Raw genomic sequence first — 17813 nt, 5'->3', positions numbered from 1 at the left:
TTTATTGGCTAGAATAAGTCATTAGTTTTTTATAGTTTCATAAAGGGAACAAACATTTACATTAACTTACAGCCAGAGTAGGTTATTTTTACTAGGTAAAGTTTAGAGCTTGTATTTAAGTTCATTCGTTTACTCAATAGGTTAGGAATTGCCATCAAGATTCTCAATAGGTAATGAGTTACCTTTGTGTAAAGGTAATCAATAAACAGCTTTTAAGAGGGTAAAATGGCAACAATTAAAGATGTCGCGAGAGAAGCGGGTGTGTCCATTGCAACGGTATCTCGTGTTGTTAATAATTCACCAAAAGCAGGTAAAGCATCGATCAAAGCAGTACGTACTGCGATGAAAAAACTGGGCTATCGCCCTAATGTCAATGCCCGTGCTTTGGTTAGCAAAAACTCTAATACCATTGGCGTGCTAGTCAGTGATATTTCAGACCCATTCTTTGGGGCATTAATTAAATCCGTTGACCAAGTTGCCCGCGAGCATAATAAACATCTATTAATTGGTAATGGTTACCATGATGCGGATAGCGAAAGAGAGGCTATTGAACTGTTGATTAATAGTTGTAGAGAATCATTAATTATCCATGCTAAGGCGTTAAGTGCTGAAGAGTTAATAGGTTTTGCAAAAGAGGTGCCTGGTTTAGTATTGATTAACCGTTATATTCCTGAGATTGCTGATCGTTGTATTGCCTTTGATAACTTTAAAGGGACTTACATGGCCACAGAATTTTTGATTAACAGTGGCCATCAACACATTGTCTACATTAATTCGAATCATAAAATTGATGATGCTTCGGAGCGACAAGCGGGTTATTTACAAGCATTAAAAGATTATAAGTTGGATTGTCCTGCTCATTATATTGCTGCTGCAGATAGTAATGATCAGGGAGGAAAATCCGCAATGATTGAATTACTGTCCAAGAATACTGATATTAGTGCGGTAGTGACCTATAACGATTTTATGGCCGCAGGTGCTTTGAGTGCATTAGAGGAAAGTAATATTAGTGTGCCAGCTCAAATGTCCATTGTTGGTTTTGATAATGGCTTAATTTCTCGTTATGTATACCCTAAATTGACCACCATAAATTACCCTATTGAAATGATGGCAAAACAAGCCACGGAGTTGGCCTTAAAGTTAACCAAAAAGAACCATACACCCCAGATACGAGTATTTCTCTCCTACTTTAGTGAAGCGTTTATCGGTACAAAGTATTTAGAGTAAGCGTTTCAACTACCGTCAGTTTACAAACAAAAACGTTAGATACTTCAATCATGTTTTTGAAGTGTCTGAATACCTCTTATACCAATTGTATTAAATAACTGATCTAAATTTTGCGCCGGAAAAATGGCTTAGTTTGAGGCGTAAGTTGATGTAAATGGTTGTTCCCTATGCGAAACTTACAACGAAAAATAAGTTGTTTTAACAAGTAAAATAGATCAGTTACTTACTATGATTGGTATTACGCCATTTAACTATAGATAAACTCGTAAATGGTTTTTTGGTAATACTCTTTTCCACCGCTAATATTGCTGCGTTAGATGACCATTCTGGATGGTTAGGAGAATCCGGTAAAAATTGTGTTTCTAGTGCGATCCCCGCATAGTCTGAATAGACTCCCGCATTTCGATTCGGAGTGCCTGCTAACCAATTTCCAGTGTAAAGCTGCATCGCAGGTTTAGTAGTATATAGATTCAAAGTAACTGCTTTATCGGCGCTAGTGAGTTGTACTGCTAGCTGCCCTAATTGACCATCCGTGTTGAGTTGGAAGGCATGGTCGTAACCTTTACAGAGTTGTTGCTGCTGATCCTGTAAAAAATCTTGTTTGATTAACTTAGCCTGTCGAAAATCAAAGCTTGTATCAGTAACTGGGGTTAAACCATCCAACGGAATACCTGTTTCATTGGTAGGTAAGTACTGGTCAGCATCAATTTTTAAGCTATGTTTTCGACAATCACTAGCAGGATCTGCACCATCAAGATTAAAATATGCATGATTTGTTAAGTTAACTGGCGTCGCTTTATCAGTAACCGCGTGATAACTAATTTGCATTTGATTTTGTTCAGTGAGGGTGTAGTTGACTGAAGCAGTTAAGGTGCCAGGAAAACCTTGATCACCATCCTCAGAAAGTAGGGTAAAGGTCACTGAATGTGCTGTTTGCGAGCTAATCTGCCAACGTCTTTGATCAAAACCATCACTACCACCATGTAAACAGTTACCTGCTTGGTTAGTATCCACCTGGTAAGCCTGTTTATTGATGCTAAATTGTCCTTTATTGATGCGATTTGCATAGCGCCCCACAGTGGCGCCCAGATAGGTGCTTTGAGATATAAAATCCGCCATGTTCGACACGCCTAATAGGACTTCTCGAGGTGCTTGCCCTGGTATAGGTAAGGTGCAACTTAACCAAGTCGCGCCAATATCCATCACAACAGCTGTCATGCCCCGTGTATTTTGCAAGGTTATTAGATTCGCAGGTTGTCCATCTGGTGCATTATCTTCAGTCATAGTGGTAAAGAGTGTCGGTATATCCATGGTTTCTGCCTTAAATTGAACTTGCGCCTGATTGGGGTGTGCAGATATAAATCGCTTCTTTAATCCCAGTGTGAGCTTGATAGTGTTGTTCAATGGTTGTGCGAGCTGAATCAACTAACTCTGTTGGTATTAAGGCCACACAACATCCACCAAAACCACCACCTGTCATACGCACACCACCTTGATCACCTAGCAGGTCACTTAACAAGCTGACGATATAATCAATTTCAGGAACGGTAATTTCAAAATCATCACGCATTGAAGCATGTGAAGCGTACATACATTCGCTGATTTTCTGTAAATCACCGGCGATCATTGCATCAGCGCAGGCTAATGTACGATCATTTTCTGAAATAACATGATGCGCTCGCTTATAAATATCTGAGCCTTTGTCAATGCTTGATGCAGCTAATTCAGTTAAAGTTGCATCACGCAGTGCCGGTTTACCCAGTAGGCGAGCAGCTTCTTCACATTGTTCTCTTAGTGCATTGTAAGCACCATCCACTAGGCTATGGGGCACCTTAGAGTCGATGATCATAATACTAACGCCTTGCGGGATAGATACGGCTTTTGTTTTTAAACTACGGCAGTCCAATAACAAAGCATGGTCTTTTTCACCACAGGCGGAGATCATTTGATCCATGATCCCACAAAAACAGCCTGCAAAGTGATGCTCTGCCGCTTGTCCGATCAAGGCTAACTCTGATTGTGTGACATCCAGTTCAAACAGCGCTTTCATTGCTTGACCTGTTACCACTTCAAGCGCGGCTGAAGAGCTTAAGCCTGCGCCTAAAGGAACATTACCTGTTATAGCAATATCTGCACCACCTAACACATAACCTTTCTCTTTAAGAAAGTGAATAACACCGCGCATATAGTTAGCCCAGAGTTTATCATCGGTCGCTGTGATGGTTTGGTCGATGCAAAAAGAGTCCTGCACATTGTCGTAATCTACTGAGATCAAACGAATAATATTATCGTCACGTTTAGCAGCAGGCGATCATAGTTTGATAATTAATGGCACAGGGCATCACAAAACCATCGTTATAATCAGTATGTTCGCCGATCAGGTTAACGCGTCCTGGTGCTTGTACAAAAGTTGTTGCTGGATAACCACAGACTGTTTGAAATGCTTCTGTTGCACGTTGTTTTAATTGATTCGTTAGCATAGATAAGTACCCGTAAAATTATGATTTTTCTTTATAATGAACATCGCTGACATCACGTAACTTCTGAGCCGCTTGCTCCGCGGTGAGATCGCGTTGAGATTCTGCTAACATTTCATAACCCACCATAAATTTACGCACTGATGCTGAACGTAATAAAGGCGGATAGAACAGAGCATGTAATTGCCAATGATCAATGTCTGTCCCAGCTTCAAAAAACGGAGCGTAATGCCAGCCCATAGAGTAAGGGAAAGAGCATTGGAATAGGTTGTCATAACGACTGGTTAATTGCTTAATGGCGAGTGCTAAATCATCACGCTGCGCTTCAGAAAGTTCACTCATACGGCGGATCGCTGTTTTAGGTAATAACATGGTTTCAAACGGCCATGCAGCCCAATAGGGAACCACTGCAATCCAGTGCTCCGTTTCTACCACGGTACGTTCACCATCTTCGATTTCAGCTTGTACATAATCCACGAGAAGGTTTGAATTATGTTGTTGATAGTATTCTTTGAGGTGTTTTTCTTTACGTTCTATTTCATTAGGTAAAAAGCTATTTGCCCATACTTGTCCATGTGGGTGCGGTTGCGAGCAACCCATGGTTTCACCTTTATTCTCAAATGCTTGTACCCAAACATAATCTTTACCTAAGGTTTCGATCTGTTCATTCCAGGTATCTACTACTGCACGAATACTTTGTACAGTTAACTCCGGCAGTGTTTTACTGTGGTCAGGTGAAAAACAGATCACACGGCTTAATCCACGAACGCCTTGTGTTTTAAACAGCGGGTTTGTTGATTCTGGTGCTTCAGGCGAATCCGTCATTAATGCTGCAAAGTCATTAGTGAACACATAAGTGCCAGTATAATCTGGGTTTTTGTCACCAGAAATACGTGTGTTACCAGCACACAAAAAACATTCTTTATCGTAGCTTGGTAGCTGTTGAGTTGATGGTTTTTCATCCTGTCCACTCCAAGGGCGTTTAGCCCGGTGGAGAAACTAAAATCCATTGTCCAGTTAATGGATTATAACGACGGTGTGGATGATCAATTGGGTTAAACTTAATCTCAGACATAATGCTTCTCTATTGTATATAGTACCAATCACACTGATTAACTGTCATTGGTATAAACCTAGGCTATGACTAGCCAGTATTGGTATTAATAACCTTGCGGATTGTTTGATTGCCAGTGCCAAGTATCAGCAGCCATTTGCTTCACATCGCGTGTAGCTTTCCAACCTAATTGTTGTTCTGCTTTATCTGTACTTGCCCAGCACTCAGCAATGTCACCTGGTCGACGAGGGCATATTTGGTACGGAATTTGTTGCCCGCTGGCTTGCACAAAAGCATCGATCATTTGAATCACGCTGGTACCGTTTCCAGTCCCTAGGTTAAAAGTATGTAAACCGGATTGTTGTGCCACTTTATGTAATGCCGCCACATGTCCATCTGCTAAATCCATCACATGAATATAATCACGTACACCTGTACCATCTGGTGTTGGGTAATCATCACCAAATACTGATAGTGTGTCGCGTCGACCCACTGCAACTTGTGCAATGAAAGGCATTAGGTTGTTAGGTGGACCTTGAGGATCTTCACCTAGTGTGCCTGATGGATGAGCACCTACCGGATTAAAGTAGCGTAATAAGGTGATGCTCCAATCTTGCTCTGCTGCATAAAAATCAGAAAGACAAGACTCGACCATGAATTTGCTACGACCGTAAGGGTTCGTTGTTTCACCAACAGGGGAGTCTTCGGTGATCGGAACACTACTTGGATCTCCATATACGGTAGCTGAAGAGCTGAACACAATGCTTTTAACGCCAGCATTACGCATTGCACGCATCAAAACCAGTGATCCATTAACGTTGTTATCATAGTATTCAAGTGGTTTAGCAACAGATTCGCCTACGGCTTTTAAACCTGCAAAGTGAATAACAGATTGAATTTCATGTTCACTAAACACTTGGTTTAAGAAGGCTTCATCACGGATATCACCTTGATAAAAAGCTGGGCGAACTTTAGTTAATGCTTCAATCCGATCTAATACTGCTAATTTACTATTACAAAGATTATCAACAATAATAGGCTCAATACCTGCCGCCAACATTTGTATGCAAGTATGGCTTCCGATATAACCCATTCCACCTGTAACGAGAACTTTCACTGCTTTTTCTCCTGTTGCTATTTAATTGATAGAGATAGTAGCAATTAAAATGCTAAGAATAAGCGATCTGACGCACATAATGTAAACGTTTACAATTTTATTTTCATTGGTTATTTTACATGTTTTTTCTGGGCTTTTATCACCTTTGTAAGGCGTTTTTAGATTAAGTAATTGATTTAAAATGTGTAATTATTTCTCTTTTTACGCTGTTTAGCTGGTGGAAAAATAAAGTTGACGCTGAAGCGATGATGGCACTGTGCGGTGCGCTAGCTGTCTATATCAAGCGATTATGTTATAAAGGCTTTTATCTTATTTGTATTGCTGGTTTTATTATGTCTGAAGCACTTATCCCCAATATTGAATTGTTTATTGCCAATATCGATCCTTTTAGTCTATTACCCGCTAGCTTAATGCAAAAGGTTACCTCTACGGTAAAGATCACCTATCTAGCAAAGGGAGAGGTGATTGCATCGCCTAAAAATGAACAGGATAAGTATCTTTTTATTGTTAAAACCGGCGCTGTTGAACAAAGGTTATTAGATGGCAGTTTAAGAGGTCGTCTTGAAGAAGATGATGTATTTGGTTTTAGTTTGTTTTCCTCCTCTGAAACACGTTACCAAATTACTGCCATTGAAAACACTTTACTGTATATGGTACCGGCTAAGACTATCTATCATATTCAATCGCATTACCCTGAATATGCACAACACTTTACTGCTAAACCAGAAGATCGTATTCATTCCGCGGTGGAGTCAACTTGGTCTGATATGGGAGACAGTTCGTTTTTCAATCGAGTGAGTCAGGTGTGCAGTGATAAATTTGTTGAAGTTCAAAGCGATACCCCGATATTTCAAGTGGCTACACGTATGCGGGAGCAATCTACTTCTTGTGCTGTGGTTAAAAATCAAGGGCAATTAGTGGGGATTATTACTGATACAGATATGATCGAGCGGGTTATTGTCGCGCAGAAAAGTACGCAATTGCCTATTAGTGAGATAATGAGTGGCTTACCTATTACGACTACTCCTGATGCAAGCGTATTTGATGCCGCAGTGTGTATGATGGAAAAAAATATTAAACATCTGCCTATTTTAGAAAACGCTCAAGTGACCGGGTTACTTTCGTTATATCAATTATTTCAAAATCACCGAATTCAAGCAGTGTATCTAATTAATAAAATCAAGAAGTCGCAGGATGAAGCTGAATTAGCACGCTATATGCCAGAGCGAGAGCAAGTTTTTCTAGCGTTAGCCAATGATAAAGTGCCAGCTGATCTGATTAGCACATTGTTAAGTATTATTATGGATGCTGTTAATCAACGTTTGATTGAAATCGCGATCGCTAGGTTAGGCGCTGCTCCCTGTGATTTTTGTTGGATTGCATCGGGTTCCCATGCTCGTAAAGAAGCCAATCTACTGTCTGATCAAGACAGTGCCATTATTTTATCTGATCAATCGACAGATAAAGATAAAGTGTATTTTCGTCACCTTGCCATGATAGTGACAAAAGGCATGGACTTATGCGGATATGAATTGTGCTCAGGTAAATTTATGGCGGTCACTGCAAAATGGTGTCAGCCATTATCAATATGGAAGGAATACTATAAAAAATGGGTGAGAAGCCCTGATTATGAACGCCTGTTAAATCTAAGTGTTTTTCTTGATACTAGGGTGATATACGGTAATCAGCAATACCGACAAACCTTAGTTAATGAATTTAAAGAGATGACTGCTGAGCCGATTTTTCTTAGTAAATTAGTGCGTGATGCGGTAGAAAATAGAGCGCCTTTAGGCATTTTTCATAAGCTAGTATTAACCAAAAATGAAAAGAATGAAAAAACACTGAATATCAAACGTTATGGTATCAATATTATTGTCGATCTAGCTAGGATTTATGCGTTATCTGCAAAGTCAGATACCTGTAATACCAGTGAACGATTGCTGGCCGCTAATAAAGCGGGGTTAATTGATGATGCAACCTTAAAGAATATCTTAAGTGCATATAATTTTTTGAAGAGCTTCCGTTTTTCCTACCAGTTTGACATGTTAAGTAAAGGTCTGACGCCGAGTAACCATATCGACCCTGATTACTTTGGTAGTTTTGAGCGAAAACATATTAAAGATGCATTCCGCTTAATTGATAATTGGCAGCAGTTTACAAAAATGAAATTTAGCTAATGTTCGGGTTATTTAAAACAAAAAATCCTTTTGAAATATTGGAAAAACAACGTAAAGATTTTTTAAATATTCAGTTACCTGAGCAGATTAGGTCGAGTTTTAAGCAACCTATAGCGAATAAAGATATCATGTTCGACCAGCTTTCATTGTTAGTGTTAGACTTTGAAACCACTGGCGGAGAGCCTAGCCAAGATCATATTATTAGTATGGGCTGGGTTGAAGTGCATCAAAAGCAGATAGATTTAGCGCTTAAAAAGCACTTTTATCTTAATAATAGTGAGCAGATTACCCATCAAACCGCTGTGGTTAATCAGATTGTCCCTGAAATGTTGGAGCAGGGCAGTAGCTTAGATAAAGCCATGACTTCTTTATTCTCTCATTGCCAAAACAGAGTGTTGGTCGTGCACGGTAAAGTCATCGAGAAAGGTTTTATAGATTATTATATGCAGCAAAAATATGGCGTATCTGAGTTACCCTTATTGTGGATTGATACCATGAAGATAGAAGTGTGGTTAGCAAATAAATTGGGAGGTAACACTTTATCTCAAGATAATCGTTTAACTGCAGTAAGAAAGCGTTATCAGCTTCCACAATATAATGCTCATAATGCCTTGGTGGATTCCTTAGCCACTGCCGAATTATTATTAGCGCAAATCGCTAGAATATATCGAAATAAACCAGTTACCCTTGAAACTTTATATAAAATTAGCCAATAAATTTGAATTGATTTGCTTATAAAAGGGCGATTGGGATTGGTTAATTGCTATCATTTGTCAGTGAATTCATTAAGCAGTACTTGATGTGCAAACTGGTACTTATATAATAAGCAATAGATGACTAGATAATCAAAGCCAAAGTAGAAGCAAGCATGGACATTAAAAGATGCTTATTATTTTCTACTAAGATGGCTGTTTAGACTTAATAAAAATGACAGAATCAGGTATTCTGCCCCCCAAATTAATTTACTAACATATGTGGAAACAACGATGATCGTATTAGGACACCAAAACCAGGACTGTGATAGCCTTTGTAGTGCTATTGGCCTTGCAAGCTTATTTAATAAAATGGGTAAAACAGCAACACCTGCTCTACAAGGTGAGCCAAATCCAGAAGCGTTATTCTTATTAGAGCAATCAGGTTTACCACAACCAGAAATTCGCACTGAAGTAGCTGGCGAAGAGATCTTTATTGTTGATTACTCTGACTGGGGTCAAGGCACTGCAGACATGAAGAAAGCAACGATTCTAGGTATTGTTGACCACCATAAACTAGGTGATATCACAACTTCTACTCCGTTAGAGTGTTGGATTTGGCCGGTAGGTTGTAGTGCAACTATCGTCTACAACATGTATAAATTTAATAACCAAGTACCAGATGCGCCAGTCGCTAAAATGATGATGGGTGCAATCATCTCTGATACGGTTAACTTCCAAGGCCCAACAACGACTGATATCGATAAAGTTGCTGCGAATGAATTAGCTGAAATTGCTGGGGTTGATGATATTGAAGCATTTGCTGCTGCTCAGTTTGAAGCAAAATCTGATATCGCATCAGTACCTGCTGCTGAATTAATCCTACGTGACCAAAAAGTATTTGAAATGGCGGGTGATAAATTAGCAATTGGCCAACTTGAATTAACTTCTTTAGATACAGCATTATCTAAAAAATCAGACATGTTAGCTGAGATGGGCGTTCTGCAAGCAGAAAAAGGTTATCATTCAACCATCGTTTTATTAACAGATATCAATAAACTTGATACCGTGGCAATTATAATCTCAGAAGATGAAGATAAAGTCGCTAAGGCATTGAACAGTACTGTAGTAGATCATACATTTGATTTACCAGGTGTAGTAAGCCGTAAGAAGCAAATTATTCCATTCTTACAAGCTGCATTTGAAGCAGAGTAAAAACAACTAGTAAACTAAGTCAGTTAGTTTATTAGTTACTGTTTTATAGCTAAGGCGAATTTCCTGAAGGAGTTCGCCTTTTTTATTACCTAAAATAAAGTTTATCTCTTTTAACTATTACCCCCTCTTATTTTTTGTCAGATATGTTGTTACCATCTTTGCACTTTACTATTTTATTCGGCATATCGAGGTTTCATGCATATTCATATACTTGGCATTTGTGGCACATTCATGGGTGGCGTTGCTATCTTAGCTAAATCATTAGGTTACAAAGTAACTGGCTCTGATAAAAATGTTTATCCGCCAATGAGTACTCAATTAGAAGAGCAGGGTATCGAATTAATTCAGGGCTTTGACCCAAGCCAATTAGATAATAAACCAGACTTAGTGGTGATTGGTAATGCCATGAGTCGCGGTAATCCATGTGTAGAAGCTGTTTTAGATAAACAAATTCCCTATACCTCTGGTCCACAATGGTTATTAGAGCATGTGTTAAAAGATCGTTGGGTATTAGCAGTCGCTGGTACCCATGGTAAAACCTCAACCTCTAGCATGTTGGCATGGATCTTAGAAGTACGCCAATATGCAACCTGGCTTTTGATTGGCGGCGTGCCGGAGAATTTTGGGTTATCTGCGCGTTTAGGCGAAACTCCTTTCTTTGTTATTGAAGCCGATGAATATGATAGTGCCTTCTTTGATAAACGATCTAAATTTGTTCATTACCGCCCAAGAACCTTAGTCTTAAATAACTTAGAGTTCGACCATGCAGATATTTTTGAAGATTTAAACGCCATTAAAAAACAATTTCATCACTTGATGCGTAGTATACCGAGTACTGGACGTGTATTTATCCCTAACAAAGACGAAGCATTAATGTCAGTGAAACATATGGGCTGTTGGAGTGAAGTGGAATACCTAGGTAAAAACTGGTCTGCCGTTAAAGTAAAAGAAGACGGTACACAGTTCCAAGTGCAGTTAGACCAACAATATCAAGGTCTGGTTAATTGGGAGTTGATGGGTGACCATAATATTGATAATGCCTTAGCGGCAATTGCTGCGGCTCGCCATGTTGGTGTAACACCAGAAATATCAATTCAAGCATTAGCTGAATTTAAAAGTATCAAGCGCCGTATGGAAGTAAAAGGAACAGTCAATAACATTACTGTCTATGATGATTTTGCTCATCACCCAACAGCGATCAAAACAACCTTAGCGGGGTTACGTGCAAAAGTAGGTGAGGCAAATATCATCGCCGTGTTAGAACCTCGCTCAAATACAATGAAACTTGGTATCCACAAAGAAGCTTTAGTTAACTCTTTAAATGTTGCTGACCACGTATATTGTTTTGAAGACAAAAATATCCAATGGTCAATGCAAGAACTATTTGATGAGCAGGGTAAAGCAGTTCAAATAGAAACAGATATGGATACATTAGTGGAACAAGTTGTTAAACAAGCAAAACCCAATGACCATATACTAGTGATGAGTAATGGTGGCTTTGGCAATATCCATCAAAAATTATTAGATAGATTATAGAGTGAGTAAAAAGATGACAATGCAATATAACGATACAGTAACGTTAGGTGTAACGGGCGCATCAGGTAGTGGATACTTTCTACGTTTGTTACAAACTATGGTGGATGCCAATGTAAAAGTCTACCTATTGTTATCAGAAGCAGCACAAATCGTATTGAAAACAGAAGTTGAAGAAGATTGGCCGGTTGAGATCGATGCATTAAATACATTCTTAGTATCTCGCTTTAATAGTAAAGAAGGGCAAATTGTTGCATTAACTGCAAAAGATTGGTTTTCACCGGTAGCATCTGGCTCTTCAGCGCCTAAAAAAATGGTGGTTTGCCCATGCAGTTGTGGAACACTTGCTTCAATAGCGCAGGGTTTATCTAATAATTTAATCGAAAGGGCGGCTGATGTTGTATTTAAAGAAAGAGGACAGTTGATTGTAATGCCAAGAGAAGCACCGTTTTCTACATTACATTTAAAAAATATGCTGACATTATCAGAGTTAGGCGCAACAGTTATGCCATTAGCGCCAGGTTTTTATCATAAACCTACCAGTATTTTAGAGTTACAAGACTTTATGGTAGCTAGAGTAATGGACCATTTAAAGATAGAGCACCAAACTAGTCAACGTTGGTGTGAGTAAAAAATCATCAAAAACAGCGGTATTTGATGGTTATTTAAACAAATTAAAATTAATTGTAAAAATAACCATTTAATTACAATAAAACGCTTGCCAATGTGATCTTAATCCCTATAATGCGCACCCACAGGCACGGGACGGAACGCAAGTTACCCAGCGAGTTTGAGAACAAATAAGGTTAACGATTCAAGCTTCGGTTTGAAATTTAGTTTTGCCGAATGGCAATTTTCATGTCTTAAAAAGATTAATTATCTTTTTGAAAACATTAAATAAAAGACCTTGACATTGTTCGAAAGGCGCGTAATATACGCCGCCTAGCCGAAAGGCACGCTCTTTAACAATTTGATCAAACAATCTGTGTGAGCACTTATTGTTGATGTGATTTCAAATTAGAAATCCTAACTTAGTTAGGTAACATCAATACTTAGTGACACACGAATTAATTCATTAATTCAGAATAACATTGTACTTCGGTACATAGTTTTAGTCAGTAATATTGAGTCGCAACTTAGGTTGCAAATTAAACTTTAAATTGAAGAGTTTGATCATGGCTCAGATTGAACGCTGGCGGCAGGCTTAACACATGCAAGTCGAACGGTAACAGAAAGTAGCTTGCTATTTTGCTGACGAGTGGCGGACGGGTGAGTAATGCTTGGGAATATGCCTTATGGTGGGGGACAACAGTTGGAAACGACTGCTAATACCGCATAACATCTCCGGATCAAAGTGGGGACCTTCGGGCCTCACGCCATAAGAGTAGCCCAAGTGGGATTAGCTAGTTGGTAAGGTAATGGCTTACCAAGGCGACGATCCCTAGTTGGTCTTAGAGGATGACCAGCCACACTGGAACTGAGACACGGTCCAGACTCCTACGGGAGGCAGCAGTGGGGAATATTGCACAATGGGCGCAAGCCTGATGCAGCCATGCCGCGTGTGTGAAGAAGGCTTTCGGGTTGTAAAGCACTTTCAGCGAGGAGGAAAGGTTGTACTTTAATAGAGTGCAGCTGTGACGTTACTCGCAGAAGAAGCACCGGCTAACTCCGTGCCAGCAGCCGCGGTAATACGGAGGGTGCGAGCGTTAATCGGAATTACTGGGCGTAAAGCGCGCGTAGGCGGTTAATTAAGTCAGATGTGAAATCCCAGGGCTCAACCTTGGAACTGCATTTGAAACTGGTTAACTAGAGTTTTGTAGAGGGTGGTAGAATTTCAGGTGTAGCGGTGAAATGCGTAGAGATCTGAAGGAATACCAGTGGCGAAGGCGGCCACCTGGACAAAGACTGACGCTGAGGCGCGAAGGCGTGGGGAGCAAACGGGATTAGATACCCTGGTAGTCCACGCAGTAAACGATGTCTATTAGAATTTTGTAGCTATATGCTGTGGGATTCAAAGCTAACGCATTAAATAGACCGCCTGGGGAGTACGGCCGCAAGGTTAAAACTCAAATGAATTGACGGGGGCCCGCACAAGCGGTGGAGCATGTGGTTTAATTCGATGCAACGCGAAGAACCTTACCATCCCTTGACATCCAGAGAATCTGTTAGAGATAGTAGAGTGCCTTCGGGAACTCTGAGACAGGTGCTGCATGGCTGTCGTCAGCTCGTGTTGTGAAATGTTGGGTTAAGTCCCGCAACGAGCGCAACCCTTATCCTTATTTGCCAGCGGGTTATGCCGGGAACTCTAGGGACACTGCCGGTGATAAACCGGAGGAAGGTGGGGACGACGTCAAGTCATCATGGCCCTTACGGGATGGGCTACACACGTGCTACAATGGCAAATACAAAGGGCAGCTAACCAGCGATGGTATGCGAATCTCCTAAAGTTTGTCGTAGTCCGGATCGGAGTCTGCAACTCGACTCCGTGAAGTTGGAATCGCTAGTAATCGTGGATCAGAATGCCACGGTGAATACGTTCCCGGGCCTTGTACACACCGCCCGTCACACCATGGGAGTGGGCTGCACCAGAAGTCATTAGCTTAACCTTCGGGATGGCGATGACCACGGTGTGGTTCATGACTGGGGTGAAGTCGTAACAAGGTAGCCCTAGGGGAACCTGGGGCTGGATCACCTCCTTACGTAAAGAAACACACAACAAGCTTTTTATAAGCCTTTATTCCTACTTGTAGGAATGATGTGAGTGCCCACACAGATTGTTTGATTAGAATGATAAAGCGCAAAGTAGTTTCCGGGTCCCCATCGTCTAGAGGCCTAGGACACCGCCCTTTCACGGCGGTAACAGGGGTTCAAATCCCTTGGGGATACCAACTACTACTTTCAAAGATACTTAATAACTATTTTTACATAGAATAATTATTAAGTGTTTTTAACACTGCTCTTTAACAATTAGGAAAGCTGATAAATGTTCTTATTTGTCGCACAAAAACAATGAGTTACTTGTAACTTGATTGGTGTGATAAATAAAACGAAATGTTTAATTCATTAACGTGAATTAAACGAGTTCTCAATATTAAAACTTCAGGTTTTAGTATTGTAATCAAGCAAATAGTTCATTTTTACGAAGTAAATGTGAACACAAATGCACATTACATGCAAATGTAATGAGTACGTATCTACACACTCTTAGAGTGTTAGGTGCACGAAAAACGTAAACGTTTTTCATATGTAAATATGAGAATCGCAAGCGTCTTGGAAACAACATACACATTTAGACACTGTTTAGGTGTTGTATGGTTAAGTGAATAAGCGTGCACGGTGGATGCCTAGGCAATTAGAGGCGATGAAGGACGTGGTAATCTGCGATAAGTCCAGGGGAGTTGATAACAAGCGTTATATCCTGGAATTTCCGAATGGGGCAACCCGGCACTTAGTGTCATCGTTATGTGAATACATAGCATAGCGAAGCAAACGAGGGGAACTGAAACATCTAAGTACCCTTAGGAAAAGAAATCAACCGAGATTCCGACAGTAGCGGCGAGCGAAATCGGAACAGCCCTTAAGCTGTTTAAAAGTTAGTGGAAGGCTCTGGAAAGTGCCACGGTACAGGGTGATAGTCCCGTACACAAAAACTTCTTACAGTGAAAACGAGTAAGTCGGGACACGAGAAATCCTGATTGAATATGGGGGGACCATCCTCCAAGGCTAAATACTCCTAATTGACCGATAGTGAACCAGTACCGTGAGGGAAAGGCGAAAAGAACCCCTGTGAGGGGAGTGAAATAGAACCTGAAACCGTGTACGTACAAGCAGTAGGAGCGGATTTATTCCGTGACTGCGTACCTTTTGTATAATGGGTCAACGACTTAATTTCAGTAGCAAGGTTAACCATTTAGGGGAGCCGTAGGGAAACCGAGTCTTAACTGGGCGAATAGTTGCTGGGATTAGACCCGAAACTTGGTGATCTAGCCATGAGCAGGTTGAAGATTGAGTAACATCAATTGGAGGACCGAACCCACTAATGTTGAAAAATTAGGGGATGACTTGTGGCTGGGGGTGAAAGGCCAATCAAACCAAGAGATAGCTGGTTCTCCTCGAAAGCTATTTAGGTAGCGCCTCATGTATCACTGTTGGGGGTAGAGCACTGTTAAGGCTAGGGGGTCATCCCGACTTACCAACCCTTTGCAAACTCCGAATACCAACAAGTGCAATCATGGGAGACACACGGCGGGTGCTAACGTCCGTCGTGGAAAGGGAAACAACCCAGACCGCCAGCTAAGGTCCCAAAGTATATGTTAAGTGGGAAACGATGTGGGAAGGCTTAGACAGCTAGGAAGTTGGCTTAGAAGCAGCCATCTTTTAAAGAAAGCGTAATAGCTCACTAGTCGAGTCGGCCTGCGCGGAAGATTTAACGGGGCTAAACATATCACCGAAGCTGCGGACGCATATTTATATGCGTGGTAGAGGAGCGTTCTGTAAGCCGTCGAAGGGAAAGGTGTAAACCATCCTGGAGGTATCAGAAGTGCGAATGTTGACATGAGTAACGATAAGGGGGTGAAAAACCTCCCCGCCGGAAGACCAAGGGTTCCTGTCCAACGTTAATCGGGGCAGGGTGAGTCGACCCCTAAGGCGAGGCCGAAAGGCGTAGTCGATGGGAAACGGGTTAATATTCCCGTACCCTTATATTTTGCGATGGGAGGACGGAGAAGGCTAGGTGGGCCTGGCGATGGTTGTCCAGGTTCAAGCGTGTAGGTAGGTGACTTAGGTAAATCCGGGTTGCTATATACTGAGACGCGATGTCGAGCTACTAAGGTAGTGAAGTCATTGATGCCATACTTCCAGGAAAAGTCTCTAAGCTTCAGAAATATGAGGATCGTACCCCAAACCGACACAGGTGGTCAGGTAGAGAATACCAAGGCGCTTGAGAGAACTCGGGTGAAGGAACTAGGCAAAATGGTACCGTAACTTCGGGAGAAGGTACGCCCTTGACGGTGATGAGACTTGCTCTCTAAGCTGTTGGGGGCCGAAGATACCAGATGGCTGCAACTGTTTATTAAAAACACAGCACTCTGCTAAATCGTAAGATGACGTATAGGGTGTGACGCCTGCCCGGTGCCGGAAGGTTAATTGATGTGGTTAGACTTAGGTCGAAGCTATTGATCGAAGCCCCGGTAAACGGCGGCCGTAACTATAACGGTCCTAAGGTAGCGAAATTCCTTGTCGGGTAAGTTCCGACCTGCACGAATGGCGTAATGATGGCCATGCTGTCTCCACCCGAGACTCAGTGAAGTTGAAATCGCAGTGAAGATGCTGTGTACCCGCGGCTAGACGGAAAGACCCCGTGAACCTTTACTATAGCTTAGCAGTGAACTTAGAGCCTACATGTGTAGGATAGGTGGGAGGCTTTGAAACCGCGTCGCCAGATGCGGTGGAGCCGACCTTGAAATACCACCCTTGTATGTTTTGAGTTCTAACCATGGCCCCTGAATCGGGGTTTGGGACACTGTTTGGTGGGTAGTTTGACTGGGGCGGTCTCCTCCCAAAGAGTAACGGAGGAGTACGAAGGTTGGCTAATCACGGTCGGACATCGTGAGGTTAGTACAATGGTATAAGCCAGCTTAACTGCGAGACAGACACGTCGAGCAGGTACGAAAGTAGGTCATAGTGATCCGGTGGTTCTGAATGGAAGGGCCATCGCTCAACGGATAAAAGGTACTCCGGGGATAACAGGCTGATACCGCCCAAGAGTTCATATCGACGGCGGTGTTTGGCACCTCGATGTCGGCTCATCACATCCTGGGGCTGAAGTCGGTCCCAAGGGTATGGCTGTTCGCCATTTAAAGTGGTACGCGAGCTGGGTTTAGAACGTCGTGAGACAGTTCGGTCCCTATCTCGCCGTGGGCGTTTGAGAATTGAGAGGAGCTGCTCCTAGTACGAGAGGACCGGAGTGGACGAACCGCTGGTGTTCGGGTTGTTATGCCAATAGCATTGCCCGGTAGCTACGTTCGGAATCGATAACCGCTGAAAGCATCTAAGCGGGAAGCGAGCCTCAAGATGAGTTCTCACTGGAACTTTAAGTTCCCTAAAGGGCCGTTGGAGACTACAACGTTGATAGGCAAGGTGTGTAAGTGCGGTAACGTATTGAGCTAACTTGTACTAATTACCCGTGAGGCTTAACCATACAACACCTAAGTAGTGTTGTTATGTGACCAAGATAGTCAAAGAAGAGGTTAAAATATAGCGCTTGTGATAGCGTATTTACATAGACTGCTACGATTAAATAGAACGAATAAAGAACATTAG

The 17813-nt window shown here is 41.6% G+C and carries 10 protein-coding genes, 1 tRNA gene, 2 rRNA genes and 1 pseudogene; 9 read left to right on the top strand and 5 right to left on the bottom strand.

Annotated features, from left to right (window positions below; all coding sequences use genetic code 11):
* Positions 1-225 precede the first annotated feature (225 nt).
* Positions 226-1227 (top strand): substrate-binding domain-containing protein, encoded by a 1002-nt coding sequence (locus ACLKL2_RS06645; RefSeq protein ID WP_413693811.1) that lies wholly within the window; start codon positions 226-228, stop codon positions 1225-1227.
* A gap of 219 nt (positions 1228-1446) precedes the next feature.
* Here ACLKL2_RS06645 and galM read toward each other — a convergent pair whose 3' ends face one another.
* The 5 genes and pseudogenes from galM to galE form a co-directional block, all read right to left on the bottom strand.
* Positions 1447-2538: a galactose-1-epimerase gene (gene galM / locus ACLKL2_RS06640; RefSeq protein ID WP_413693810.1), complete on the bottom strand. Its 1092-nt coding sequence runs from the start codon at positions 2536-2538 to the stop codon at positions 1447-1449.
* Positions 2539-2548: 10 nt separating this feature from the next.
* The gene (gene galK, locus ACLKL2_RS06635; RefSeq protein ID WP_413693809.1) at positions 2549-3502 is read right to left on the bottom strand and encodes a galactokinase; all 954 of its coding nucleotides are present in this window, start codon (positions 3500-3502) and stop codon (positions 2549-2551) included.
* Between the two features lie 22 nt (positions 3503-3524).
* Positions 3525-3707 carry a galactokinase family protein gene (locus ACLKL2_RS06630; RefSeq protein WP_413693808.1) on the bottom strand — a complete coding sequence of 61 codons (183 nt, stop codon included), beginning with the start codon at positions 3705-3707 and terminating at the stop codon, positions 3525-3527.
* Between the two features lie 18 nt (positions 3708-3725).
* Positions 3726-4779, bottom strand: a pseudogene (locus ACLKL2_RS06625) (UDP-glucose--hexose-1-phosphate uridylyltransferase).
* A gap of 85 nt (positions 4780-4864) precedes the next feature.
* Positions 4865-5875 (bottom strand): UDP-glucose 4-epimerase GalE, encoded by a 1011-nt coding sequence (gene galE, locus ACLKL2_RS06620; protein WP_413693806.1) that lies wholly within the window; start codon positions 5873-5875, stop codon positions 4865-4867.
* 245 nt (positions 5876-6120) lie between these two features.
* Here galE and ACLKL2_RS06615 point away from each other — a divergent pair, with 245 nt between their 5' ends.
* The 8 genes from ACLKL2_RS06615 (at position 6121) to ACLKL2_RS06580 (ending at position 17691) form a co-directional block, all read left to right on the top strand.
* The gene (locus tag ACLKL2_RS06615; protein WP_413693805.1) at positions 6121-8052 is read left to right on the top strand and encodes a putative nucleotidyltransferase substrate binding domain-containing protein; all 1932 of its coding nucleotides are present in this window, start codon (positions 6121-6123) and stop codon (positions 8050-8052) included.
* Positions 8052-8768 carry an exonuclease domain-containing protein gene (locus ACLKL2_RS06610; RefSeq protein ID WP_413693804.1) on the top strand — a complete coding sequence of 239 codons (717 nt, stop codon included), beginning with the start codon at positions 8052-8054 and terminating at the stop codon, positions 8766-8768. Before ACLKL2_RS06615 ends, ACLKL2_RS06610 begins: the two co-directional genes overlap by 1 nt.
* A gap of 270 nt (positions 8769-9038) precedes the next feature.
* Entirely contained in the window at positions 9039-9959 is a 921-nt protein-coding gene (locus tag ACLKL2_RS06605; RefSeq protein ID WP_413693803.1) for a manganese-dependent inorganic pyrophosphatase, read from the top strand.
* A 195-nt stretch (positions 9960-10154) separates the two neighbouring features.
* Positions 10155-11495 carry a UDP-N-acetylmuramate:L-alanyl-gamma-D-glutamyl-meso-diaminopimelate ligase gene (gene mpl, locus ACLKL2_RS06600; protein WP_413693802.1) on the top strand — a complete coding sequence of 447 codons (1341 nt, stop codon included), beginning with the start codon at positions 10155-10157 and terminating at the stop codon, positions 11493-11495.
* Positions 11496-11508: 13 nt separating this feature from the next.
* Positions 11509-12123, top strand: a complete 615-nt coding sequence (locus ACLKL2_RS06595; RefSeq protein ID WP_413693801.1) for a flavin prenyltransferase UbiX — start codon at positions 11509-11511, stop codon at positions 12121-12123.
* A gap of 526 nt (positions 12124-12649) precedes the next feature.
* A 16S ribosomal RNA gene (locus ACLKL2_RS06590) occupies positions 12650-14191 on the top strand.
* Positions 14192-14305: 114 nt separating this feature from the next.
* Positions 14306-14380, top strand: a tRNA-Glu gene (locus tag ACLKL2_RS06585).
* 425 nt (positions 14381-14805) lie between these two features.
* Positions 14806-17691: ribosomal RNA gene (locus ACLKL2_RS06580) — 23S ribosomal RNA — on the top strand.
* The 16S and 23S rRNA genes sit together here with 1 tRNA gene alongside, the layout of an rRNA operon.
* The last annotated feature ends 122 nt before the right edge of the window (positions 17692-17813 follow it).

Source organism: Psychromonas sp. KJ10-2, from assembly GCF_047323255.1.
In the GTDB taxonomy this organism is placed as follows: Bacteria; Pseudomonadota; Gammaproteobacteria; order Enterobacterales; family Psychromonadaceae; genus Psychromonas.
This window is presented reverse-complemented; position numbering and strand designations above follow the sequence as displayed.